22 protein-coding genes are annotated in these 23,537 nt (G+C 34.5%); 9 read left to right on the forward strand and 13 right to left on the reverse strand.

Features of this window, described 5'->3' with window-relative positions; translation table 11 throughout:
• Positions 1 to 42 precede the first annotated feature (42 nt).
• From AACZ41_RS00070 to argH, 8 genes are all read left to right on the forward strand, one after another.
• The gene (locus AACZ41_RS00070; RefSeq protein WP_339625217.1) at positions 43 to 1,170 is read left to right on the forward strand and encodes an aminotransferase class III-fold pyridoxal phosphate-dependent enzyme; all 1,128 of its coding nucleotides are present in this window, start codon (positions 43 to 45) and stop codon (positions 1,168 to 1,170) included.
• Positions 1,167 to 2,363, forward strand: a complete 1,197-nt coding sequence (locus AACZ41_RS00075; protein ID WP_339625219.1) for a glutamate-5-semialdehyde dehydrogenase — start codon at positions 1,167 to 1,169, stop codon at positions 2,361 to 2,363. The genes AACZ41_RS00070 and AACZ41_RS00075 overlap by 4 nt, the downstream gene beginning before the upstream one ends.
• A gap of 65 nt (positions 2,364 to 2,428) precedes the next feature.
• Complete coding sequence (gene proB / locus AACZ41_RS00080; RefSeq protein WP_339625221.1) at positions 2,429 to 3,196, forward strand: glutamate 5-kinase; 768 nt, start codon at positions 2,429 to 2,431, stop codon at positions 3,194 to 3,196.
• Positions 3,193 to 4,125, forward strand: coding sequence for an acetylornithine carbamoyltransferase (locus AACZ41_RS00085; RefSeq protein ID WP_339625223.1), 933 nt, complete (start codon positions 3,193 to 3,195; stop codon positions 4,123 to 4,125). Before proB ends, AACZ41_RS00085 begins: the two co-directional genes overlap by 4 nt.
• A 13-nt stretch (positions 4,126 to 4,138) precedes the next feature.
• A complete protein-coding gene (locus AACZ41_RS00090) occupies positions 4,139 to 4,891 on the forward strand; it encodes an SDR family oxidoreductase (protein WP_339625225.1) in 753 nt (250 codons plus the stop codon).
• A 1-nt stretch (position 4,892) separates the two neighbouring features.
• Positions 4,893 to 5,672: an acetylglutamate kinase gene (gene argB, locus AACZ41_RS00095; RefSeq protein WP_339625227.1), complete on the forward strand. Its 780-nt coding sequence runs from the start codon at positions 4,893 to 4,895 to the stop codon at positions 5,670 to 5,672.
• Position 5,673: 1 nt separating this feature from the next.
• Complete coding sequence (locus AACZ41_RS00100; RefSeq protein WP_339625229.1) at positions 5,674 to 6,738, forward strand: M20 family metallo-hydrolase; 1,065 nt, start codon at positions 5,674 to 5,676, stop codon at positions 6,736 to 6,738.
• Between the two features lie 63 nt (positions 6,739 to 6,801).
• The gene (gene argH / locus AACZ41_RS00105; protein WP_339625231.1) at positions 6,802 to 8,079 is read left to right on the forward strand and encodes an argininosuccinate lyase; all 1,278 of its coding nucleotides are present in this window, start codon (positions 6,802 to 6,804) and stop codon (positions 8,077 to 8,079) included.
• On the opposite strand, the gene AACZ41_RS00110 is transcribed toward argH, so the two are convergent.
• The 6 genes from AACZ41_RS00110 to AACZ41_RS00135 all read right to left on the reverse strand — a co-directional run bounded on the left by AACZ41_RS00110 (position 8,076) and on the right by AACZ41_RS00135 (position 14,352).
• Positions 8,076 to 8,960, reverse strand: a complete 885-nt coding sequence (locus tag AACZ41_RS00110; RefSeq protein ID WP_339625233.1) for a YihY/virulence factor BrkB family protein — start codon at positions 8,958 to 8,960, stop codon at positions 8,076 to 8,078. The two genes, argH and AACZ41_RS00110, sit on opposite strands and share 4 nt — an antisense overlap.
• 301 nt (positions 8,961 to 9,261) lie before the next feature.
• The gene (locus tag AACZ41_RS00115; protein ID WP_339625235.1) at positions 9,262 to 10,323 is read right to left on the reverse strand and encodes a putative zinc-binding metallopeptidase; all 1,062 of its coding nucleotides are present in this window, start codon (positions 10,321 to 10,323) and stop codon (positions 9,262 to 9,264) included.
• A gap of 36 nt (positions 10,324 to 10,359) precedes the next feature.
• Complete coding sequence (locus AACZ41_RS00120) at positions 10,360 to 11,202, reverse strand: pseudouridine synthase (protein WP_339625237.1); 843 nt, start codon at positions 11,200 to 11,202, stop codon at positions 10,360 to 10,362.
• A 75-nt stretch (positions 11,203 to 11,277) separates the two neighbouring features.
• Complete coding sequence (locus AACZ41_RS00125; RefSeq protein WP_339625239.1) at positions 11,278 to 12,183, reverse strand: geranylgeranylglycerol-phosphate geranylgeranyltransferase; 906 nt, start codon at positions 12,181 to 12,183, stop codon at positions 11,278 to 11,280.
• 12 nt (positions 12,184 to 12,195) lie between these two features.
• Entirely contained in the window at positions 12,196 to 13,134 is a 939-nt protein-coding gene (locus AACZ41_RS00130; protein WP_339625241.1) for a mevalonate kinase, read from the reverse strand.
• A 135-nt stretch (positions 13,135 to 13,269) separates the two neighbouring features.
• Positions 13,270 to 14,352 carry a diphosphomevalonate decarboxylase gene (locus AACZ41_RS00135; protein ID WP_339625243.1) on the reverse strand — a complete coding sequence of 361 codons (1,083 nt, stop codon included), beginning with the start codon at positions 14,350 to 14,352 and terminating at the stop codon, positions 13,270 to 13,272.
• Between the two features lie 81 nt (positions 14,353 to 14,433).
• Here AACZ41_RS00135 and AACZ41_RS00140 point away from each other — a divergent pair, with 81 nt between their 5' ends.
• Complete coding sequence (locus AACZ41_RS00140; RefSeq protein WP_339625245.1) at positions 14,434 to 14,907, forward strand: TspO/MBR family protein; 474 nt, start codon at positions 14,434 to 14,436, stop codon at positions 14,905 to 14,907.
• Between the two features lie 22 nt (positions 14,908 to 14,929).
• Here the strand turns inward: AACZ41_RS00140 and AACZ41_RS00145 are convergent, their stop codons facing one another.
• From AACZ41_RS00145 to AACZ41_RS00175, 7 genes are read right to left on the reverse strand one after another with little or no spacing between them, the layout of a single operon-like run.
• Positions 14,930 to 15,478 (reverse strand): DUF1697 domain-containing protein, encoded by a 549-nt coding sequence (locus AACZ41_RS00145; RefSeq protein ID WP_339625247.1) that lies wholly within the window; start codon positions 15,476 to 15,478, stop codon positions 14,930 to 14,932.
• Complete coding sequence (locus AACZ41_RS00150) at positions 15,475 to 16,755, reverse strand: NAD(P)/FAD-dependent oxidoreductase (RefSeq protein WP_339625249.1); 1,281 nt, start codon at positions 16,753 to 16,755, stop codon at positions 15,475 to 15,477. Before AACZ41_RS00150 ends, AACZ41_RS00145 begins: the two co-directional genes overlap by 4 nt.
• Positions 16,755 to 17,444, reverse strand: coding sequence for a glycerophosphodiester phosphodiesterase family protein (locus AACZ41_RS00155; protein ID WP_339625251.1), 690 nt, complete (start codon positions 17,442 to 17,444; stop codon positions 16,755 to 16,757). Before AACZ41_RS00155 ends, AACZ41_RS00150 begins: the two co-directional genes overlap by 1 nt.
• 58 nt (positions 17,445 to 17,502) lie before the next feature.
• On the reverse strand, positions 17,503 to 19,278 hold the full coding sequence (locus AACZ41_RS00160; RefSeq protein WP_339625253.1) for an alpha-amylase family glycosyl hydrolase: 1,776 nt from the start codon (positions 19,276 to 19,278) through the stop codon (positions 17,503 to 17,505).
• Between the two features lie 48 nt (positions 19,279 to 19,326).
• Complete coding sequence (locus AACZ41_RS00165; protein ID WP_339625255.1) at positions 19,327 to 21,630, reverse strand: glycoside hydrolase family 65 protein; 2,304 nt, start codon at positions 21,628 to 21,630, stop codon at positions 19,327 to 19,329.
• Between the two features lie 56 nt (positions 21,631 to 21,686).
• On the reverse strand, positions 21,687 to 22,355 hold the full coding sequence (gene pgmB, locus AACZ41_RS00170; protein WP_339625257.1) for a beta-phosphoglucomutase: 669 nt from the start codon (positions 22,353 to 22,355) through the stop codon (positions 21,687 to 21,689).
• A 13-nt stretch (positions 22,356 to 22,368) separates the two neighbouring features.
• Positions 22,369 to 23,409, reverse strand: a complete 1,041-nt coding sequence (locus AACZ41_RS00175; RefSeq protein WP_339626926.1) for a LacI family DNA-binding transcriptional regulator — start codon at positions 23,407 to 23,409, stop codon at positions 22,369 to 22,371.
• Positions 23,410 to 23,537 lie beyond the last annotated feature (128 nt).

Consider the following 23,537-nt stretch of genomic DNA (forward strand, 5'->3'; position numbering starts at 1 on the left):
AGCTACCAAACCAGTTCTTTTTGAACTTGAATTTTTTGAACTATGAAATTATTCGACGTTTACCCATTATATAATGTTACCCCGGTTTCCGCCAAAGGAATAGTTGTAACTGACGACAAAGGTCAAGATTATTTAGATTTCTACGGTGGTCATGCCGTAATATCCATTGGTCATACTCACCCACATTACGTACAGCGTTTAAAAGACCAATTAGACAAAATCGGCTTTTACAGTAACGCCGTTCAAAACCCATTACAAGAAGAGCTTGCTGAAAAACTTGGTGTACTATCCAATTGCGAAGATTACAATCTTTTTATGTGTAATTCGGGAGCCGAAGCGAATGAAAATGCCTTAAAAATAGCATCTTTCGTGACTGGGAAAACTAAAGTAATTGCCTTTAATAACGGTTTTCACGGGCGTACTTCTGCCGCAGTTGCTGCAACGGACAATGCTTCTATAAATGCACCTATCAACCAACAACAGAAAGTAAACTTTTTGGAACTTAACGATATTAAGGGTTTTAAAAATGAAATCGTTAAAAAGAATGTTTGTGCTGTAATTATAGAATCGATTCAAGGTGTTGGTGGTTTAGATGAACCGACCACAGAATTTTTTCAAAAAGTTGCATCACTTTGTAAAGAGAATGGAGTTTTTTTAATTGCCGATGAAGTACAATGCGGATTTGGCAGAAGTGGCAAATTCTTCGGATTTCAACATCACAACATACAACCGGATATCATAAGTATTGCCAAAGGGATGGGAAATGGATTTCCTGTAGGTGGTGTTTTAATTCATGAAAGTATTAGTGCTAAATTCGGGATGCTAGGTACCACATTTGGTGGCAATCATTTGGCCTGTGTAGCTACTTTAGCAGTTCTTGAAGTGTTAGAAAAAGAAAATCTTATACAGAATGCTCAAGAATTAGGCCTTTATTTCAACGAAAAGGCGAAGGAAATTCCGCAGGTAAAACGCGTAAAAGGTCGCGGATTAATGCTTGGACTTGAGTTCGAATTTCAGGTAGCCGATCTACGCAAAAAATTGATATACGAACATCATTTATTTACAGGCGGTGCCAAAGACAAAACCGTGCTACGAATTTTACCTGCTTTGAATATTAAAAAACAAGATTTAGATATTTTCTTTAAGGCTCTTAAAACTGCTTTAGCATGAAAAAAACTCTCAGTTTAGAAAAAAGAAATGCCGTACTATTACGCATGGCCGACTTAGTAAGACAAGAAGAATCGATATTACTATCTGCCAATGATAAGGATTTAAATTTATTTGAGTCTGAAGATATAGCGATGGTCGACCGATTAAAGGTAAATAAAAAGAAGGTAGGCGAAATGGTCTATTCTTTAAAACAGTTAGCCTCACTTGACGACCCTTTACATGTCGAGCGCTTTCAATTTACTCATGATAACGGACTTGAAATATGTAATAAAACCGCCCCTTTTGGTACGATAATGATTATTTATGAATCTAGACCTGATGTGACTATTGAAGCCGCAGGCATTGCTTTTAAATCTGGAAATAAAATTTTATTGAAAGGTGGAAAAGAATCGTTGAATTCAAATTTAGTTCTCGCTAATCTATGGCATAAAGCATTAGAAATTTGTGATTGTTCTAAAGATTGGATAACCTATCTCAATTATTCAAGAGAAGAGACTCAGGAATTCTTAGAAAAGCCGACTGAAAAATTGGACTTAATTGTACCTAGAGGTGGTGAGCGATTGATTGCATTTGTAAAACAACATGCAAAGTGCCCCGTAATCGTTAGTGGTAGAGGAAATAATTTTGTTTATGTTTCACATGAAGCCGATTTGCAAATGGCCTTAGACATTATTATCAATGCCAAGACCACTAAAATATCGGCTTGCAATGCTGTTGACAAGGTTATTATTTCGAGAGATTTACCACGTAAAATGGAATTCATAAATCTTTTGCTACAGTCTTTAAAAATGTATAATGTAGAAATTTTAACCGATGCCAAATTAGCAGGATTAGAAGGCACTACACAAATGGATAATGAATCGGTATGGTACGAAGAGTTTTTAGATTACAAAATCGTCATTGGTCAAGTACCTGATATTGAAGAGGCTATTCAACACATCAACACTTATGGTGGTGGGCATTCGGCAGTGATCATTACCACAAACGAAAATGAAGCAGATACATTTATGCAATCTGTAGATACTGCAGCCGTATACCATAATGCATCAACTCGTTTTACAGATGGCGGTCAATTTGGTCTTGGTGGCGAATTAGCTATAAGCACTGACAAGCTACACCAACGTGGCCCAATTGGCCTTCAACATTTGGTGACCAATAAGTGGTATGTAAAAGGAAATGGACAGGTAAGATAAGAGATAATTACAATTTCTTTATTCAACAAAACTGTTGATGAAGTCTAAATGGAAAATAGGCAGCAATGTTAAAAAAAAGAATATTATTAAAAATAGGTTCCAATACCTTAACCAAAGATACCGACCAAATCTCTCGAGGTAAAATTGAAGATATCGGTAGACAAATAGCAGCCTTAAAAGAAGAATACGAATTTATCATTGTTAGTTCTGGAGCAATTGCGGCCGCCAGACAATTTGTAAAACTAGAGCATAATGGTGAGGAGATCAATATAAAACAAGCTCTAGCCTCTATTGGTCAACCACATCTAATGCGTATTTTTCAAGAAAATTTTCGTGAGTTAGGCTTGTTTACTTCACAATGTCTTTTATCCTATTCCGACTTTGAAAAGGAACAATCGAAAGTGAATATCAAAAACACCATAAATGTTTTGGTAGCCAATAATTTCATTCCTATAATCAATGAAAATGATACGGTAGCTACCGATGAAATAAAATTTGGTGACAACGATAAATTAGCAGGTTTAACAGCTGCTCTTTTATCCGCAGATATATTAATTATTGCTACAAATACAGATGGCATTTACACGAAGGCTTCTTTATTATCTTCAATACCAAAAACCATAGAAGTAGTTACTGATTTAAGTAATTTACTGCATGAAATTGGAGAATCGAAATCTACCCATGGTACTGGTGGTATGCAATCTAAAATCGATGCTGCAACTATTGCCCAACTAGCAGGTATTGAAACCTGGATCACCAATGGTTTAAATGATAACTTCATTACGGATGCCATTGAAAACAAAAGCACATTTACAAAAATTAAAGCAACATGAATTACCTTTCTATAAATGACATAGATTCTTTATCCACTTGGGTAAAAGAAGCTATTTCCCTTAAAAAACAGCCTAGAAAATATAAAACACTAGGTAGTGATAAGACTATAGGACTTCTATTTTTCAACAACTCACTCCGTACACGATTAAGTACCCAAAAAGCAGCAATGAATTTAGGTATGGAAGTAATTGTCATGAACTTTGGTAGTGAAGGATGGGCTTTAGAATATGGCGATGGCACTATTATGGACCAAGGTACATCTGAGCATATAAAAGAAGCAGCACAGGTAATATCTCAATATTGCGATATTATTGCTATACGTGCTTTTGCTGGTTTAGTTGATAAAGAGAAGGATGAAGCAGAGGAAGTATTGAACGGATTTAAAAAATACGCCAGTGTGCCTATTGTAAACATGGAAAGTTCCGTAGGTCACCCATTACAAGCTCTTACCGATGCCATAACCCTAGAGGAGCATAATTTTAAAAACAATCCGAAAGTGGTATTATCATGGGCTCCACACCCAAAGGCTTTACCGCATGCCGTTGCAAATTCATTTATACAGATGATGCAAAAGCAAAATGCAGAATTCGTAATTACACATCCGAAAGGATATGAGTTAGACCCGAATATCACCAAAGACTCTAAAATTGAACACAATCAAGAGAAAGCTTTGGAAAACGCAGATTTTGTATATGTCAAAAACTGGAGTAGCTATACCGATTATGGCAATGTAAAATCACAAGATACAAACTGGAAAATGACCTTAAAAAAATTGGGTAAAGCTAAATTCATGCACTGCCTTCCCGTTCGTAGAAATGTGGTAGTAGCAGATGAAGTATTAGACAGCAAACAGTCATTGGTCATTGAGCAAGCGAATAATAGAACCTATGCCGCACAATTGGTATTGAAAAAAATACTTGAAGACTAAAAATAACCAGGCAATGAAGAAACTCGAAAATAAAGTAGCAATAATTACAGGGGCAACTAGTGGCATGGGCAAATCTATTGCCATCACATTTGTAGCCAATGGTGCTAAGGTTATCTTATCGGGTAGAGATGAAACTCGAGGAAATGAATTATCAAATGAACTGGGTGAACATGCTGTTTTTATTGCTGGTGATATTACAAATGTAGCCTATAACAAACAACTGATTAAAGCTGCAATTGAACATTTTGGTAAGCTCGACATTCTTTCGCTGAACGCTGGAATTTTAGGTTTAGGAAGCGTTACCGAACTACCGGAAGAGCTATGGAAAAATACATTAGATACCAATCTATCTTCCATTTTCTACCTTTCAAAATATGGCATCCCAGAAATGCGAAAAAACGAAGGCGCTTCAATACTAATTAATGCATCAATCGCTGCCTATAAAAGTTTCCCTAATCATCCGGCATATTGTGCCTCAAAGGCAGGTTCACTTGCATTAATGCGGCAAATGGCGGTTGAATACGCTCCTGAAATTAGGGTAAATGCTATGTGTCCCGGTCCTGTTGACACCCCGCTTCTTTGGGATTCTGCCAAGGCATTTGAACAACCGAAAAAGGCAATTGAAAACGCAGCGAACAAAACCTTGTTAAAACGATTAGGCCAACCAAAAGATATCGCAAATCTTGCTTTATTTCTGGTTTCAGATGATGCCTCATGGATAACAGGTTCAGCAATGACGATTGATGGCGGAATCTTAAATGCATAAAATGAAAGACAAATTATCTATAGTGAAAATTGGTGGAAACGTCATAGAAGATCAGAAGGCCCTAGATATATTCTTAACAGCATTTTCTAAATTGGAAGGGCTGAAAATAGTAGTACATGGTGGTGGAAAATTAGCAACTCAATTAGCAACAAAGCTCGGTATTGAATCTAACATGATAAATGGCAGACGAATGACTGACAAAGATACCCTTGACATCATAACTATGGTTTATGGTGGTTTGGTCAACAAGAAGATTGTCGCCCAACTTCAGGCAAAAAATATAAATGCCATAGGCTTAAGTGGTGCTGATGGCAATAGTATACATGCACACAAACGACCTGTAAAGGATATTGATTACGGATTTGTAGGTGATATTGACGGTATTAATTCTGAATTATTAACGAGTCTTTTATCCATAAACCTAACTCCTATTTTTTGCGCTATTTCGCATGATGGCGACGGACAATTATTGAATACAAATGCAGATACCATTGCATCGGAAATTGCAATTGGCATGGCTTCCATTTATGAAACCACCCTGTATTATTGTTTTGAGAAAAAAGGTGTTTTGTTAGATATAACTGATGATAACAGCGTAGTTAAAAAGATAAACACCGCTAAGTATAACGAACTTTTGGCCGACGGAATAATCGCAGATGGCATGCTGCCAAAACTCCACAATTGCTTTCATGCATTACAGAATGATGTTGAAAAAGTATGTTTGGGCGATGTTACTATGTTAGATAAAAACACTGAATTATTCACTACGTTAACCCTATAGAATGAATCAAACAGAACTATCAGAAAGTGCAATAGGATTATTGAAGCAACTAATTTCAATTGAATCCTTTTCAAAAGAAGAAGACAAGACTGCAGATGCCATACAAGTTTGGTTAGCAAAATATAATATTCCAACGGAACGTAATCTTAATAATGTAATAGCCAAGAACAAGTTTTGGGACGATAACAAACCTACGTTATTGTTAAATTCGCATCACGATACTGTAAAACCGAATACAGCTTATACCAAAGACCCATTTTTACCTCATATTGAAAATGGTAAGTTATTTGGATTGGGAAGTAATGATGCAGGCGGTCCGTTAGTGTCATTATTAGCAACATTCGTGAACTATTACGATTCTGAAGACCTCAACCATAATATTTTAATGGTAGCATCAGCCGAAGAAGAGAATGCAGGAGAAAATAGCCTACGTGGGCTGTTACCAAAACTTCCAAACATAGATGTTGCTATTGTTGGTGAACCTACCTTAATGCAACTTGCTATAGCCGAAAAAGGCTTGGTTGTTTTTGACGCTGTAGTAAAAGGCACTCCTTCTCACGCAGCACACCCAAATGATGACAATTCCATTTATAACTCTATCAAAGTTTTGGAGTGGTTTAAAAACTACAAATTCGATAAAACTTCTGAAGCGTTGGGTGATGTAAAAATGACGGTTACCCAAATAAGTGCAGGATCGCAACACAATGTTGTTCCTGCACAAGTAGACATGGTGGTTGATGTTCGAGTAAATGATGCTTACAGTAATAAAGAAATTGCAGATTTACTAAAGAAGGATGCTCCATGCGAATTAAAGGAACGATCTTTACGCCTCAATTCATCGAAAATAGATAAAGACCATCCGTTGGTGAAATCGGGTATTGCATTAGGTAGAACAACCTACGGCTCACCAACACTATCGGATCAAGCGGCTTTAAGTTGTCAATCACTTAAATTAGGACCAGGTGATAGTACGCGTTCTCACTCCGCCAATGAATTTATCTATGTTCATGAAATTGAAGAAGGCATAGATTTGTATATTAAAATATTAAAAGGCTACTTGCAATAAACAATAATCTTTTAGAAATACGCAATTGGCGATTGTTCGTTGATAATTGAAAAATAACTTAAAATGAAACTCTGGGATAAAGGATTTAGCACTGATAAAAAGATTGATCATTTCACTGTTGGCAATGATAGAGAATTAGATTTACACTTAGCCAAGTACGATGTAATCGCATCTAAAGCACATGCTAAAATGCTAGGTGAAATTGGTTTGTTAACTCCCAAAGAAACCAAAGAACTTGTTAATGAGCTGAACAATATTGCTTCACGAATAGAAAAGGGCACTTTTTCCATAGAAAAATCTTTTGAGGACATGCATTCGAAAATTGAATACATGCTTACCCTTAGTTTAGGAGATACCGGTAAAAAAATTCATACGGCGCGTTCTAGAAACGATCAGGTCTTAGTAGCTATGCATCTATATTTAAAAGATGAACTGTCAGAAATAAAATCGATGACCAAGTCGCTTTTCAACCTATTACTTGTAAAGGCACAAGAGCATAAAGATGTTATGTTGCCTGGGTATACCCATTTACAAATTGCAATGCCATCCTCTTTCGGATTATGGTTTTCAGCTTATGCTGAAAGTCTAATCGATGATTTATATTTTATTGATGCCGCTTATAAAGTGGTAGACCAAAATCCTTTAGGTAGTGCTGCCGGCTATGGCAGTTCATTTGCTATTGACCGTAGTTTCACTACTAGAGAAATGGGATTTAGCACCTTAAAATATAATGTTGTTGCTGCTCAAATGAGTAGGGGAAAAGCTGAAAAAGCGACCGCATTCGGTATTGCCAATATTGCTGCAACACTTTCTAAAATGGCAATGGATATTTGTCTGTACATGAGCCAGAACTTTAACTTTATCTCTTTTCCAGATGAATTGACAACTGGTTCTAGTATTATGCCACACAAGAAAAATCCTGATGTATTCGAGTTGGTACGTGGCAAGTGTAATAAATTACAGTCTATACCAAATCAATTGACTTTAATTATCAATAATCTACCTAGTGGGTATCATAGAGATTTACAATTGGTAAAGGAAATAATCGTTCCAGCGATACAAGACATGAAGGCCTGTTTAGAAATATTGACTTTTAGTCTTAAGGAAATAAGAGTGAACGACAATATTTTGGACGACCCCAAGTATGATTATTTATTTAGTGTAGATACGCTAAATGAACTTGTACAAAATGGCATGCCATTTAGGGATGCTTACAAGAAAATGGGTCAAGAAATCAATGAAGGTACATTCATACCTAAAAGAGATATTCATCACACGCATGAAGGTAGTTTAGGGAATTTATGTTTAAAGGAGATTAATGATAAAATGAAAAAGGTTTAATCAAGGTTTAAATATCTGTTCGCATAAATCTTAGTGAACTGTGCTCCGAACGTAACTATTAAACTCGAATAGGAAACCCAGAGCATCACTAAAATGATGCTGCCTGCGGCACCGTATGTAGAACCTGGTTCTGCTTTACCAAAATAGAATGCCAAAGCATATTTACCTATTAAAAATAAAAATGCAGTAAGTGCTGCGCCCACTTTTACAGCTTTCCAACGAACATGAGTACTTGGCAAGTATTTGAACATGGCTCCGAACAACAGGTAAATGAAGGACAGGGAAATAACAATATCCAACACAAAACCTAGCGCTAACATACCCTCTGGCAAAAGTCTAGAGAGTTGCTTTGAAAATGCCGATAAAAATGAAGTCAGCACAAAACTTATTAGTAGAAGAAACATTAAAATAAGAATAAACCCAAATCCTTTTAAACGCATGAAAAGTGTAGATAATATTTCGTTAGAGTATTTCGGTTTGGTGTTCCAAATATCATTTAAAGCATTTTGTAATTGATAAAAAACGCCCGTAGCACCATAAATCAATACACCGACACCTAAAATCGCAGCTACTATAGAAGTATTTTCACTTCCTCTATCCGCTATCATTTCTTGTATAGATCGAGCTGTTTCGGAGCCCATCGCAGATGAAATTTCAGCAAATAATTCTCCACGTACTATTTCCTTACCCCAAATACCCCCTACCAATTCCAATATTAAAATTAATAAGCCTGGTAAAGATAGAATTGCATAATAAGCGATAACCGCACTTATTTGAAATGGTTCTTTTTCCATCCAAGCGTAATACGTTTTTATCAATAATTCAGGAAGGTGTTGTAACCTGAACTTTAAGATTTGGGTTTGACCATTTTTTTGCTTCATACATAACTTCCTTTAATGACATTAAATAAAGCTACGTTATGTAGTTTTTAGTCATTAATGTTATTAGTCAAAATACTATCTCGACTGCTCCTTAATAAAAAATTACTATTGACTACAATTGGATAATTGGTATAACTTCTATTAAACTCAAAGGATATAATAGTTTTATACCCTCATCATTTGACCTTTTTGAAACAAGAGTCATTAAACATTTTTGGCAAATAGTAAATTAGCAAAACTATCTATCTTGCTATACAACCTTTATATGAACGATTGATTTTAGAGATGCCTTAAGTAGAGATTAAATACCTTTCAATAAATTATGAATGAATTCCAATTTTTTCTTTACTGGTTCTGAAATAATAAATGGGTAAGGATCATTTTCTCCCATTGACCGATTCATACTATTTAAGGCATATAAAAGTGGAATACCGGTATCCATGAATTTATTAAAACTAGTTGCTTTATAAGGGTTAAAACTAGCGTTCATTTTTAAACTTTCTGGCGAAGTTATTTTAGGGTCAGTTTGTATTCCAAAATTATATGCAGTCTCTAAAACATCGGTTAAATGAAGATAATGAGACCATGTTTCGGCCCAATCTTCCCAAGGGTGAGAAGTTGCATATTTACTTATATAACTTTGTTGCCAATTAGATTTAGGTCCATTATCGTAATGTCTTTGTAAAGCATCAGCATATGATACAGATTCATCTCCAAAAACACTTCTAAAATTGTTTAAAACTTGTTCATTATCACGAATTAATTGATCCCAATAATAGTGACCAACTTCATGTCTAAAATGACCCAACAAAGTTCTATAGCGTTCAGCCATCTGTTTTTTAACTTGCTCACGCACTACCGGATCAGCTTCTGAAATAAGTAGGGTTATGACACCATTTGCATGCCCAGTCTTAACATCTTTTGATGCTTTGGCAAGGTCATCTTTGGATAAAAAATCAAAACATAGTCCATTTTGTTCATCCTCCATTTTACTAATAATCGGTAACCTGAATTGTAATAATTGATATACTAATCTATGTTTGGCAAGCTCAATATGCTTCCATTTTTCTAAATTTTCCTTATCTAATAATTGAGGAATTGTTCGGTTTAAAGAGCAAGCCAGACAAAATTCTGATTTTTGAGAAGTTTCAACCAACCAATTGCAAACATCATGTTTATGGTTTTCACAATATACATATGTTTTATTCTCAAGATTAGTTAATTGCCATTGAGAGACATTGGTATTTAATGAAACAATGGTATTGAAATAGGAAGAGTACCCTAAAAAATAACCGCAATTTACACATGTATGATTTTCGAAAACAACCGTATTCTTACAGTTGGTACATTGAAATAGTTTCATATATCCTTTTGCCCTTCATTTGACAAGGACAATGTATTATTTTATCATTTTAAGGTTTATCACCTCTTGGGCGGTCAAATATCGCCAATGTCCTCTTGGTAAATCCTTTTTTGTAAGACCACCATAGACAACTCTATCAGATTTTTGAACTTTGTAGCCTAAAGTTTCAAATAAACGTTCTACAATTTTATTCCTAGAACTAAAAATTTCAATTCCTACTTCTCTCTTCGGAGAATCAGCAATAAAACTTATATCTTGAACACGTACTACCTTTTCATCTACAATTACTCCTTCTTGAATTTTCTTCAAATCGGCACTACGCAATTCCATATCCAATACCAAATGATATATTTTACGCATACCATTTATAGGACTTTTCAAGGTCTTGGTCATACTACCATCGTTGGTAAACAAAAGTAAACCAGTATGCTCCTTTTCCATTTTATCAACTGGCAATAATTTTGACTTTGATGCACTTGAAATTAATCCAGATACATGTCTTCTGCCTTTTTCATCACGAATAGTAGTTACAAAATCTTTTGGTTTATTAAGTAATACATATTCTTTCTTAACAGGGTTCAATAATTGTCCGTCGAACTTTACCTCATCGGTCAACTTAACTTTATAACCCATCTCAATGATTGGCTTACCATTAACAGTCACATTACCTGCAGCAATATAAATATCAGCATCTCTACGTGAACAAACACCAGAGTTAGCTACATATTTATTAAGTCGAATAGAATTTGGGTCTGACGGTTTGCTTGGACTTACATTTTTCTTGATTGGAGCATTACCACGTGCATAGCTCTTCTTTTTGAAATTACCCCCTTGTCTTCCCGAAGATTTTTTCTCTCTACTAGAATCGTCCCTACTCATAACTGTACCAATTTTGCACAAAGGTAGGAAATTGAATTGCCGTTCAAATAGTTATATTGAACATATTCACTAGAACTATAGTATTCTATTTAATACTAGGTGTACGTCAATCAATAAAATACTGAAAACTCCAACTACTATTATGAGTTTTAAAATATTATGCAACCAAACATAGTCTTTTTTGGTTTCTGCCCTCGATAATAGAAAAATGAATAGCACCAATAATATTACACATATGGCGAAATAAAAATTCATATAACCTACATCGAACTTAAAAATAAGAAGAAGTGATGGAAGAAGTGTTAACAATATTAATAGCGTTATAATAATTTTAGAAATTCTTGCCCCGTAAATTATTGGTATGGTGCTATAGTTCTGGGCAATATCGCCTGAAATATTTTCTAAATCTTTTATCATTTCACGTGCTAGAATTAAGAGAAATAAGAAAAAAGCATGTACGAAAATGACCGTTTCAAAATTTCGATAGTATACGAATACAACAAAGAAAGGGGTAATTGCCAAAATTGCCGATATGAAATTTCCCAATAAAGGAATTCTTTTCAATTTATGTGAATAGAGCCAGATACCGAAAATATAGGAAGAGAAAAAAAATACCGCCCTAAACGACACATAACTAGCTACAATTACAGCCGTAAAATTCAATACGAAATAGGTGGTTAATTTAAATCGCTGGCTAACCAATCGATCAAGCATACTTTTTCTAGGCTTATTTATTAAATCTTTTTCCGCATCGTAGAAATTATTGATAATGTAACCCCCTGCGATTACCATTGCAGAAGCAATAACAATGGCAAATAGATTAACATCTAAAACAACTTGTCGCAATGGTAGATTTGGCGACAAAATATAAATAGATGCCAAGTATTGAGCTAAAGCGATTACAAGAATATTATACCCTCTAACCACCGAAAAAAGACTCAATACTTTTAAAAGTAAGAGTTTGTTTTTTCTATTAAGCATTTTGGAAATTTCCTAAAAATTATAAACTACTTCAAGTTTGTAGTCTTTAAGCGAAGTCTTTGCCTTTTCTAAATCTTCTGTAAAACCAAGAATATACCCACCACCACCAGAGCCGCATAGCTTTAGATAATAATCATTGGTATCGATTCCATTCTTCCATAACACATGAAATTTAGCTGGTATCATTGGTTTAAAGTTATCTAAAACAACATGAGATAATTGTTTTAAATTTCCAAACAAAGATTGAATATTGCCATTGACAAAATCTTCAACACACGCATCGGTATGTTTTATGAATTGATTCTTTAGCATCTTTCGAAAACCATCATTCTTCATCTGCTCCATAAATATCTGAACCATCGGTGCAGTTTCACCAACTATACCGCTATCCAATAAAAATACAGCTCCTTTACCTTCCGCGTTTTGAGAAGGTATACTCGTAGATTCTATATTATCTTTAGAATTAATAAGAATTGGTAAACTTAAATAACTGTTCAAAGGATCAAGACCTGACGATTTTCCATGAAAAAAAGATTCCATTTTACCAAAAATAACCTTCAATTTCAATAATTTCTCCCTAGTCAAATTTTCTAAGACCGTTATTTTATCATCCGCATATTTATCATATATCGCCGCTACTAGGGCACCACTACTACCCACACCATAACCCTGCGGTATTGAGCTATCAAAATACATACCGGCCTCTATATCGGCCTTTAAAAGGTCCAAATCAAACGAAACCAATTTTGGTTCCTTTTTAGTTAAATTTTTAAGATACACAGCGAAAGCTTCTAAACTTTGGTTTGATTTCAGAGCTCCTTCTGAAGCATTTCCATCTGATTTCAGAGCTCCTTTATAAAAATTATAGGGTATAGATAATCCTTTGGAATCTTTTATAATACCATACTCTCCGAAGAGAAGAATTTTGGAATAAAATAGTGGTCCTTTCATTTTAAAAACTGGGCAATTATCAAATGTTACTTATAAATATACACAAAGTTGAACGTTTCCTCTTTTTTTGTTAAACAAAATAGTTGAATCGCTCTTTTACTAACGGAATTTTGGACGCAATCGTACACACATAACCTACAACTTCTTAGCACCCAGACCTATTCGGTCACAAATATACTGCCCATTTTGACAAAATGGAATCAACCTTTCTTTTATAAATGGAAAAACAACATCTTTTTCACCCTCAGGATACAAGACATGTACATTTGCACCAGCATCTAGTGTAAAACAGACATGGGTATTTGACTGCTCTCTAAATTTCCAAATACTATTTATTATAGACAGCGTATTTGGTTTCATGAGAATAAAGTATGGACTACTAGTCATCATCATAGCGTGTAGAGTAAGTGCTTCACTTTCAACAATACTAATAAAATCTTCTAAATTGCCGTTAGAAAAAACCGTCTTCAACTTATCTAGATTCGTATCTGCTTGAGCAAATCTGTTTACTGCATACGGGTGGCCATGCATTAATTCATGCCCTATAGTGCTACTCACTTGTTTTTCACCTTTGTCAACTAATAATATGGTGTCGTGAAAATTCTTAAATATTGGATGAACTTCATAAGGATACTTAATTCCGAAAAGATTTGAACTACCTTCTATTACTTTGCTTTCTCCCCATTGTACCAAAGGACCTTCGATACTACGACATGCACTACCAGAACCTAATCTAGATAAAAATGAGACTTTTCTATTAAAATACTCCACTGTCATATTTTCAACAAATGACCTTTCCATTTCCATAAAACAAAGTGCCAATGCAGACATTCCGCTAGCAGATGATGCAATACCGCTACTGTGCGGAAAAGTATTTGATGAGTTTATGATAAAATGATAATATTTCAAAAAAGGTAAATATTCTTCTATTCTATTTAAAAATGTATTGATTTTTGGCTTAAATTCCTCTTTCTCTTCTCCTTCAAACAAAAAGTCAAAAGAAAATTCACCATTGAGATTCTCCCTTTTTTTATAATGAACTTTAGTTTTTGTAGCACAAGCGGACAACGTAAAACTGATAGAGGGATTTGCTGGAATTTGATTTTTCCTTTTCCCCCAATACTTCACTAAGGCAATATTGCTAGGTGAAGAATAAGCCACTTCCCCTTCATCTTTCATTGTTGTGTAGGAAACTGAACTAAAATCTTTTTCTGTCATTGAAATTTTAATTTGTGCAAAGATAGTTTTTAGGGCTATCAATTAAAATTAATCCTTATTTTAGAGCTAAACACCAACCAATTGACAAGAAAACTCACCTACATTATTATCGGAATTATCATATGTTCTACCATAGGGTTTCTAAGTAGCGTTGTTACTCAAAGTTCTGTGAATGGTTGGTATATGACTCTGAACAAACCGAGTTTTAATCCCCCAAATTGGATATTCGCTCCTGTTTGGACCACCCTTTACATTTTAATGGGTATTTCCGCTGGATGGGTCTGGGCAAAAGGATTTCATCATAAATGGGTAAAAACAGGACTGTATCATTTTGGTTTCCAATTATTATTAAATGGCTTATGGAGCATCGTATTCTTTGGGTTAAAACAACCATTTTGGAGTCTCTTGGTGATTTTAACCTTACTGGTGGTGCTTATATTAACCATTAAATGGTTTAAGGTGGTAAGCAAAGTAGCTGCCATTTTATTGATCCCCTATTTACTTTGGATATGTTTTGCTACCGTATTGAACTATAAAATATGGGAGTTGAATTAAAAAAAATATCTTGTTCTACAATTTACTGATTACACAATTCAAGCAATTTATTCATAGTCCTATAATTTCTGGCTGTCGCTAAAATTTTCAACTTACGCTCAATTAAATTGTTATTTAATTTGGCCCTACCATAGCCTAAAGCACATTTTAAATACAAACAACTATCAATCACTGCGTATTCCTCGTTCTCAAATGTTTCTTCGCTTAAATTTTCAAGTAATTCATTGGCCGGTTGGCTACTTAGTAGCACAAAATATATTTTATTTGCAGCAATATCTTCCTGAGAAATAAACGGATTTTTCTCTATAATTTGACTTAAACCATCGACAGTTTTTACTATTACGGGAACATCAAAACCAAAGTGCTTTTTAATTTCATTATGCAATAAAATAGCTAAATCCTTTGCTTTTACTATCGAACTCTTAAATACAATATTTCCACTTTGAATATAGGTTTTAACATCTTGTAAATTTAATCTTTCACACATAGCCCTAAGTTCTACCATAGGGACTTTTCTTTTTCCACTAACATTTATTCCACGTAAAAAGGCAACATAAGTTATCAATATCATTGTTGGACTTTATTTAATTCTTCAACTACACCTTTAGCGGCTATAAAACCACCTGTCCATGCATTTTGAAAATTGAAGCCTCCCGTAATAGCATCAATATTTATAATTTCGCCTGCGAAATATAAGTTTGGTAAAACTTTACTTTGATAGGTCTTAAAATTAATTTCTTTTAAATCTATACCACCTGCAGTCACAAATTCTTCTTTAAAAGTGCTTTTACCATTTACTTGAAAAACACTAGCTGTTAATTGTTCTGCCAACGCCAATAATTGTTGCTTAGAAACCTCAGGCCAAGTTGTACTATCTTCAATATGTGAAGCTTTAATCAAATTTGCCCACAATCGCTTGGGTATATCCAATACTTTTGTTCTAAGAACAGTCTTTTTTTCATCTTGTTTCACTTTTAAAAACAGTTCTAAAAGTCCGTCTTTATGATATTCTGGCACCCAATTCACTTGAATCTTGAATTGATAATTGTATTGCTCTAAAACTCTTGCTCCCCATGCTGATAGTTTTAAAATAGCTGGACCACTTACACCCCAATGTGTAATTAAAAGAGGCCCATCTGAGATAAGATTAGCCGTTTCTAATTTTGCCTTTTTAGAATCAATGCCATGTTTTTTTTTTGGCATAACAGTAACCTCGGCTTGCGTTGCCAAACCAGGGATACCTGAAATACGGTCATCTTTAATATTAAAAGTAAAAAGTGAAGGTACAGGGGGTACTATGGTATGACCTAATTCTTCAATATACTTCCAGATTTTTGGATTGCTGCCCGTGGCTACAATTAATTTTTTTGATAAAAGAAAATTTTCTGCGACTTTAACTCTCCATAACGTATCATCCTTATGTTGAATTTGTTCTATCCCACTTACAGGACAAAGTATTTTAACCTCTATACCTAACCGTTCTGTTTCAGATACAAAACAATCGATAATAGTTTGTGAAGAATTACTTACAGGAAACATTCTGCCGTCTTCTTCGATTTTTAAAGAAACGCCTCGTTCTTCAAAAAACCCAACAGTGTCTGCACTAGCATAGGTATGAAATGGCCCTAAAAGCTCTTTTTCACCTCTAGGATAGTTCTTGTTTAATTCCTTTGGGTCGAATTCTGCATGGGTTACATTACAACGCCCACCGCCAGATATTTTTACTTTGGTAAGTACTTCTTTACCGCGTTCTAGAATAGCAATTTTGGTGCTCGGCCTAGCCTCTGCAATATGAATTGCAGTATAAAAACCTGCAGCACCGCCACCAATTACCAGAACATCATACATTAATTTACGCGTTCGGGAAAATTAGTAATGATACCATCAACTGCTATTTTTTTCATAGCATCGATATCTTTAGGTTCATTCACCGTCCATGTATAAATTTTAAAGCCGGCAGCATGTATTTGATTGGCTACCTCTAAATCTAATTTTTTGAAATATGGATTAATTGCAACTGCTTTCAGTTCCTTTGCTATTGGAATGGCATCTATAGGATTTTCTTCTGTTAAAACTGCTATTGCCACATCTGGATTTAATCTTCTCATTTCCTTTAACTCATCCCAATTAAAACTAGAAATAATAAAATTCGCAGGTGACCAATTTTTTTTATTTATATAATAGTCCATTATAAAATTAACCCTATCTGCAGTGCCGGCACCCTTTAACTCTATATTTAAAGCTACCTTATTATCGATTAGTTTTAATACATCTTGTAACATTGGTATTTGATGCCCTCCATTTACAATCAATTTTTTCAACTCAAGAATATTATACTCTTCAATACTTCCAGGACCATTGGTAAGCCTATCGACAGTATTATCATGAAAAACGACGATCTCTCCACTTTTAATTTTAAACACATCTATTTCAATCATGTCGACGCCTAAATCGATCGCTTTTTGAATTGATGGTAAGGTGTTCTCCGTTTCATGCCCCATGGCACCTCTATGACCAATAATTAAAGGTTTTTTCATATTGCAGGATAATAAAGAGAGGCAAATAAATAAAAATGTTATTCTACTAAACATGTATTTAAGATTTTAATTCAAAAATAAAGGATTCTAATGGATTTAGCTCGATTGATATATGACCTTCACCGTTCTCAATTTTTAGTGAATTTGTATGACCATAAAGTACATCTTTCAACTTATAAGTACCTTGGCTCAATTGCCATTGATTAATAATATCTACAGGAATTTTCAAGTCAAACGAGCAATGAACATTTCTATCAAAATTAGAGACTATAATTAATTTTTGATTCTCTGACCAACGTACATATGATAAAACCCTATGATTATAATTCTCTGTAATTTCTTTATTGTAAAAATGTATTTCTCGATAGGCGCCCATCAACGCTTCACTAGTAATTGTGAAATTTAAAAGTCTTTTATAAAAATCGCGTAATGCTGCTTCTTCTGGTTTTAATTGCCCACCGTCAAATTTCTTGTCATTCACCCAACGTTGATGATTGGGCACACCGACATAGTCAAATATAGAAGTTCGTGAAGCACTACCAAAACCTGCATTCTCTGCCGCTGGCTCACCTACTTCTTGTCCGAAATAAATCATAGTTGGTGAGGTACTTATGGTAGCCGAAATTACCATGGCGGGTTTCCCTATTTCTGGGTTGCCAACGAATTCAGGACTGGCAATTCGCTGTTCATCATGATTCTCTAGAAAATGTAGCATGTTATGCTCAATATCTTGTAATCCATTTTGTACCACTGGTATATGGTCTGACCAACCATAGCCTTTCATAATATGTTTCAATCCATCATAAAAATCAACCTTATCATATAAATAGTCCATTTTACCCTTATGAATGTAGGTTCTATATAAATCTGGATTGTATACCTCGGCCATAATAAAGGCATCAGGGTTTTCCATTTTTATAGATGAATTCATAAAGCTCCAAAATTCTACAGGAACCATTTCGGCCATGTCGTATCTAAAGCCATCAACACCCATTTTCAACCAATACAAGGCTACATCCCTAAATTTTCTCCAAGAGCTAGGCACCACTTTATTTTTCCAATAGTTGTAATGTTCTTTATAATCGCGTTCACCGAAGTCATTAGGCAGTATGTCAAAATCTAATCCGCCATCTGGTCTAACCCCATAATTAATACGAACTGTCTCATACCAATCGTTCATATCAGGTTGCGGACTTCGTGAACCATTACCAGTCCATTTTGCTGGCACTTCAATCAATTTCGAATCCGGTAAATTTATTGGGTTACCACCTAAAGGCAAATAACCATCTCTCCATACAGGGGTTTGAAATTCAGTTCCCGGTATATAATAGTAATTATTATCCTTTTGATATTCCACAGAGGTATCGTCTCCATAACCAAAATCAGACACTCCTTTTGGGTTGGTCTTACCTTCATACCGTCTTGCAACATGATTAGGTACAATGTCTATAATGACTTTCATGCCGGCCTGATGGGTGCGTTTAATCAAAGCCTTAAACTCTTTCAGTCTATTCTTCGGATCAATTGCTAAATCAGGATTTACATTATAGTAATCTTTGACCGCATAAGGCGAACCTGCCCTGCCCTTTACTACATTTGGGTCGTCATTAGAAATACCATATTCGGTATAATCATTTATTACTGCATGATGGGGAATACCTGTATACCAAATATGCGTTATTCCTAAATCTTTAATTTCGTCTAATGCCTTTTTTGTGAAATCGGAAAATTTACCTACCCCGTTTTCTTCAATAGTACCCCAAGGTTTATTGTTGGTATTGGTATTTCCAAAAAGTCTAGTGAACACATGATAAATAACAATCTTCTTATCCATTCGCCTATTTTGGTATTCTGATATTTATGTTAGATAATTTCTTCACAGCTATACAGTAACTATCTCATCTGGAAACAACTCTACTTTCTTGCCATTCACCCGGATTGATACTTCTTTAGAACCAGACAATTCGAATGTTGCGGTTTTAGCCGTAACATTAACTTTAATAATACGATTACGGAAATTCACCTTAAATGAATATGCTTTCCACTGGTTCGGTATCTGAGGCTTAAACGATAGTTTGTCCTCAATTACACGCATACCGCCAAAACCTTCGACAATACTCATCCAAGTACCAGCCATTGAGGTAATATGCAGCCCTTCTTCTACTTCTTTATTGTAGTCATCTAAATCTAACCTCGATGTTCTCAAATAGAAACTATACGCTTGTTCCATTCTACCTAATTTGGCAGCTTGAATACTATGCACACAAGGTGATAACGAGGATTCATGAACTGTAAACGGTTCGTAAAAATCAAAATGTTTTTCAAGATCTTCTAATGAAAAGTCTTCTTCAAAAAAATAGAAACCTTGTAAAACATCAGCTTGTTTAATATAGGGAGATCTTAGAATTCTATCCCAACTCCATTTTTGATTGATAGGCCTATCTGTTTTTGGTAATTCATCAACCTTGACCAAATCTTTATCCAAAAACCCGTCTTGTTGTAAAAACACGCCAAATTCCTTCGAGTATGGAAAAAACATATGGTCAGCAACATTCCTCCATTTATCACATTCTCTATCCGTAAGTTTTGTCTTCCCCATAATTCTATGGTAATCATCAGGATAGCCATTCTTAACCTTTGTCAATTGGGTCAACGTATAATTAATACACCATTTGGCCAAGTAATTTGTATACCAATTATTGTGCACATTATTCTCATATTCATTTGGTCCGGTAACTCCTAACATTACGTACTTATTCTTGTCTTTAGAAAAGTTTACCCGCTGATGCCAAAATCTAGAAATCCCAATTAACACCTCTAATCCCATTTCGGGTATATAACTGTAATCACCTGTATATCTATAATAGTTATGTATTGCAAAAGCAATAGCCCCATTTCTGTGAATTTCCTCAAAAGTTATTTCCCACTCATTGTGACATTCTTCGCCGTTCATGGTTACCATTGGGTATAATGCAGCACCATTAGAAAACCCAAGTTTGGTAGCATTCGCTATGGCTTTTTCTAAATGGTTATACCGGTATTTCAATAATTTTCTTGCTACTTTATCGTCTTTGGTAGCCATATAAAAAGGAATACAGTATGCTTCGGTATCCCAATAGGTACTACCACCATATTTTTCTCCGGTAAATCCTTTTGGGCCAATATTTAATCTCGAATCTGTACCCAAGTAGGTTTGGTTCAATTGAAAAATATTGAATCGAATACCTTGCTGCGCCTTCACATCTCCTTCAATGACTATATCACTCATTTCCCAAATGGAAGCCCAAGCTTCTTTTTGCGTTTGCATTAAGCCTTCAAACCCTAATGAAGAAGCTTTATCTAAAGCATCATTGGCTGCAGTTGCCAATTCATTTGCATCATGATTTCTTGTCACGGTATAACCGCCAAATTTGGTTAAAGTCAAAGTTTCATTTGCTTTTACTTTTTGTTCAAATTTTAAGGAAACGTATGTCTCGGTCTTTTCACTTTGCACGCCAGTTAATTCTTTACCATTATAATTAAGAGATGCCTGCATAAATGTACAGGTCTCAAAATTTGTTTTCATGGTGTGTGCTTCTATAAAAGCACGATTGTGTGATGTACTGACCTTGGTCGTGTTCCAAAATTTATCGTCCCAATTACTATCTTCGTTGGTAATACCACTATCCAAAAAGGGTTCGAAAGCAATTTTAGCATCTGCCTTTAGAACTTTTAAAGTATAGGAAATAGCGCCGACCTCGTCAATATCTAAACTTAAAAAACGCTTTACTTTTACTTCTATTTCAACATTGTTCGAAGAAACCGCCTGAAAAATTCTGGTATAAATACCTTCTTTCATGTTCAGCTCCCTTTTGAAGCCTGATACCTTTTTACATGTTGCCAAATCAAACTCCGTATCATCTATATAGATTTTGATACCAATCCAATTTGGTGCGTTCAATACTTTAGCGAAATATTCCGGATAGCCATTTTTCCACCAACCTACTCGGGTTTTATCCGGATAATATACTCCCGCAATATAACTTCCCTGAAAAGTTTCGCCAGAATAACTTTCTTCAAAATTAGCTCTCTGACCCATTGCACCATTACCGATACTAAAAATGCTCTCAGAAGATTTTATATTTTCTTTATCAAAACCTTCCTCAATGATGCACCACTTATCTGCTTTTATATAATATTGATTCATTAATTTAATGTTGAATTGAAATCAAAAATAATTGAACTATGAATAGATAGCCTAAATTATATATTTTGATTATTGTTTAGAAGTGATTCCAAAAAACTATCGCTTATTTCTGTGAAATCTTTAAAATTATAGTCAGCTTCATCAAGTATATTAGAATCACCAATACCTATACTAGTCATTTTTGCTCTATTTGCTGCCTGTATACCTGCAACGGCATCTTCAAAAACAACACATGAACTCGCATTAACACCTAAATTATTAGCCGCAATCAAAAATACCTCAGGATCAGGTTTTGCCTTTGTTACACTATTGCCATCTACAATAGTATTGAAATATGATAATAAATTTACTTTCTCTAAAATTGGTCTAGCATTCTTACTTGCAGAACCTAACGCGATTGGGATGTTTTTTTTCTTTAAATAATTGAGTACTCTAGGCACATCGGGCAGTATTTCTTTGGCATCCATTTTTTCTATGTAAGCCAAATAATCTACATTCTTATCTATCATCCATTTATCAAATTGCTCTTGTGTCGCTTTAATTTTACCAATATCCAATAGAATTTCTAAGCACCTTTTTCTACTTACCCCTTTAAAGAGTTCGTTTTGTTCCTTTGAAAAATCAAAACCTAATTTATTGGCTAGTTTCCTCCAAGCCAAGTAATGATATTTAGCCGTATCTACAATAACACCATCTAAATCAAAAATAAATGCCACTTTTTCCATAATCACAAAAGTATTAATTGATTGATGAACCTCGCTTAATTAATGTGGCATTTATTACTTTTGTTTTATAAGGTTCCTCAACTTCATTTAACCGCTCCATACGATCAATGAGTAATTTAGCAGCTGTTTCACCCATTAATTCCCCGTGTTGAGCAACTGTACTTAATCTAGGGACGGAAAATCTTGACAATATGCCATCAGTAAAACCGATTATCGAAATATCATTAGGCACATTAAAACCTAATTCCTGAATGATACTCATACATTGAATGGCAAATATCTCATTGACGCATAAAACAGCATCTACCTTATTATTTTGAAAAAATTCTGTTATGAGCATATCATTTTCCATATCATGGGATAGCGTCAGTATCAAATTTTCGTCAACTTTAATATTTTGGACTTTTAGAGCATCTAAATATCCTATTCGCCTACTTTCACTTACATTAAAATAATTCTCTGTAGTAACTAACGCAATTTTTTTTGCCCCTGACTTGATAAAATGACCAACAGCCTCACGAGCTATTTCCTCATCGTTCAAGACAACCTTATCACATTCTATCTCTGAGGTAACTCGATCAAAAAGCACTATAGGTATACCTTGGTCAAGCAACTCTTTCAAGTGTGTGAATTCGTTTTTTAATTGGGTTTCTGCACTTAAGGAAAGAATAAAACCATCTATACTGCCATTAGCCAACATTTCCATGTTAATGACTTCCTTCTCAATAGATTCATCTGAAATACAAACGATAACGTTATACCCTTTTTCATTTGCATATTTTTCTATTCCCCTAAAAACTGTGGTAAAAAAATGATGGACAATATCAGGAATAATAACTCCAATGTTTTTTGTTCTTTTATTTTTGAGACTAAGAGCAATATTATTAGGACGATAATTATAGAATTTCGCAAAAGCTTTAATTTTATCCTTTGTATCCTTACTTATCTCCGCACTATTTTTGAGAGCCTTAGAAACAGTTGAAATTGAAACATCCAACTCTCTAGCAATATCTTTTAACGTAATCTTTGGTTTCAAGTAATAATATTTTAAAATTTTAAGATAAGAACTTAAAATTTTCTAAAAGTCAAAAACAAAATTTAAGTTCAAAATAATTAGGTTAATATACAAAATGTAATTTTTATATATTTGACAAACATTGTATATTCGCAGTAAGAAGCGCT

Source organism: uncultured Maribacter sp., from assembly GCF_963974015.1.
Taxonomy (GTDB): Bacteria; Bacteroidota; Bacteroidia; order Flavobacteriales; family Flavobacteriaceae; genus Maribacter.

Bases quoted from the DNA above. Each gene is read 5' to 3' on its own strand.
- AACZ41_RS00070 (WP_339625217.1), top strand. From the start codon at position 43: ATGAAATTATTCGACGTTTACCCATTATATAATGTTACCCCGGTTTCC.
- AACZ41_RS00075 (WP_339625219.1), top strand. From the start codon at position 1,167: ATGAAAAAAACTCTCAGTTTAGAAAAAAGAAATGCCGTACTATTACGC.
- proB (WP_339625221.1), top strand. From the start codon at position 2,429: ATGTTAAAAAAAAGAATATTATTAAAAATAGGTTCCAATACCTTAACC.
- AACZ41_RS00085 (WP_339625223.1), top strand. From the start codon at position 3,193: ATGAATTACCTTTCTATAAATGACATAGATTCTTTATCCACTTGGGTA.
- AACZ41_RS00090 (WP_339625225.1), top strand. From the start codon at position 4,139: ATGAAGAAACTCGAAAATAAAGTAGCAATAATTACAGGGGCAACTAGT.
- argB (WP_339625227.1), top strand. From the start codon at position 4,893: ATGAAAGACAAATTATCTATAGTGAAAATTGGTGGAAACGTCATAGAA.
- AACZ41_RS00100 (WP_339625229.1), top strand. From the start codon at position 5,674: ATGAATCAAACAGAACTATCAGAAAGTGCAATAGGATTATTGAAGCAA.
- argH (WP_339625231.1), top strand. From the start codon at position 6,802: ATGAAACTCTGGGATAAAGGATTTAGCACTGATAAAAAGATTGATCAT.
- AACZ41_RS00110 (WP_339625233.1), bottom strand. From the start codon at position 8,960: ATGAAGCAAAAAAATGGTCAAACCCAAATCTTAAAGTTCAGGTTACAA.
- AACZ41_RS00115 (WP_339625235.1), bottom strand. From the start codon at position 10,323: ATGAAACTATTTCAATGTACCAACTGTAAGAATACGGTTGTTTTCGAA.
- AACZ41_RS00120 (WP_339625237.1), bottom strand. From the start codon at position 11,202: ATGAGTAGGGACGATTCTAGTAGAGAGAAAAAATCTTCGGGAAGACAA.
- AACZ41_RS00125 (WP_339625239.1), bottom strand. From the start codon at position 12,183: ATGCTTAATAGAAAAAACAAACTCTTACTTTTAAAAGTATTGAGTCTT.
- AACZ41_RS00130 (WP_339625241.1), bottom strand. From the start codon at position 13,134: ATGAAAGGACCACTATTTTATTCCAAAATTCTTCTCTTCGGAGAGTAT.
- AACZ41_RS00135 (WP_339625243.1), bottom strand. From the start codon at position 14,352: ATGACAGAAAAAGATTTTAGTTCAGTTTCCTACACAACAATGAAAGAT.
- AACZ41_RS00145 (WP_339625247.1), bottom strand. From the start codon at position 15,478: ATGATATTGATAACTTATGTTGCCTTTTTACGTGGAATAAATGTTAGT.
- AACZ41_RS00150 (WP_339625249.1), bottom strand. From the start codon at position 16,755: ATGTATGATGTTCTGGTAATTGGTGGCGGTGCTGCAGGTTTTTATACT.
- AACZ41_RS00155 (WP_339625251.1), bottom strand. From the start codon at position 17,444: ATGAAAAAACCTTTAATTATTGGTCATAGAGGTGCCATGGGGCATGAA.
- AACZ41_RS00160 (WP_339625253.1), bottom strand. From the start codon at position 19,278: ATGGATAAGAAGATTGTTATTTATCATGTGTTCACTAGACTTTTTGGA.
- AACZ41_RS00165 (WP_339625255.1), bottom strand. From the start codon at position 21,630: ATGAATCAATATTATATAAAAGCAGATAAGTGGTGCATCATTGAGGAA.
- pgmB (WP_339625257.1), bottom strand. From the start codon at position 22,355: ATGGAAAAAGTGGCATTTATTTTTGATTTAGATGGTGTTATTGTAGAT.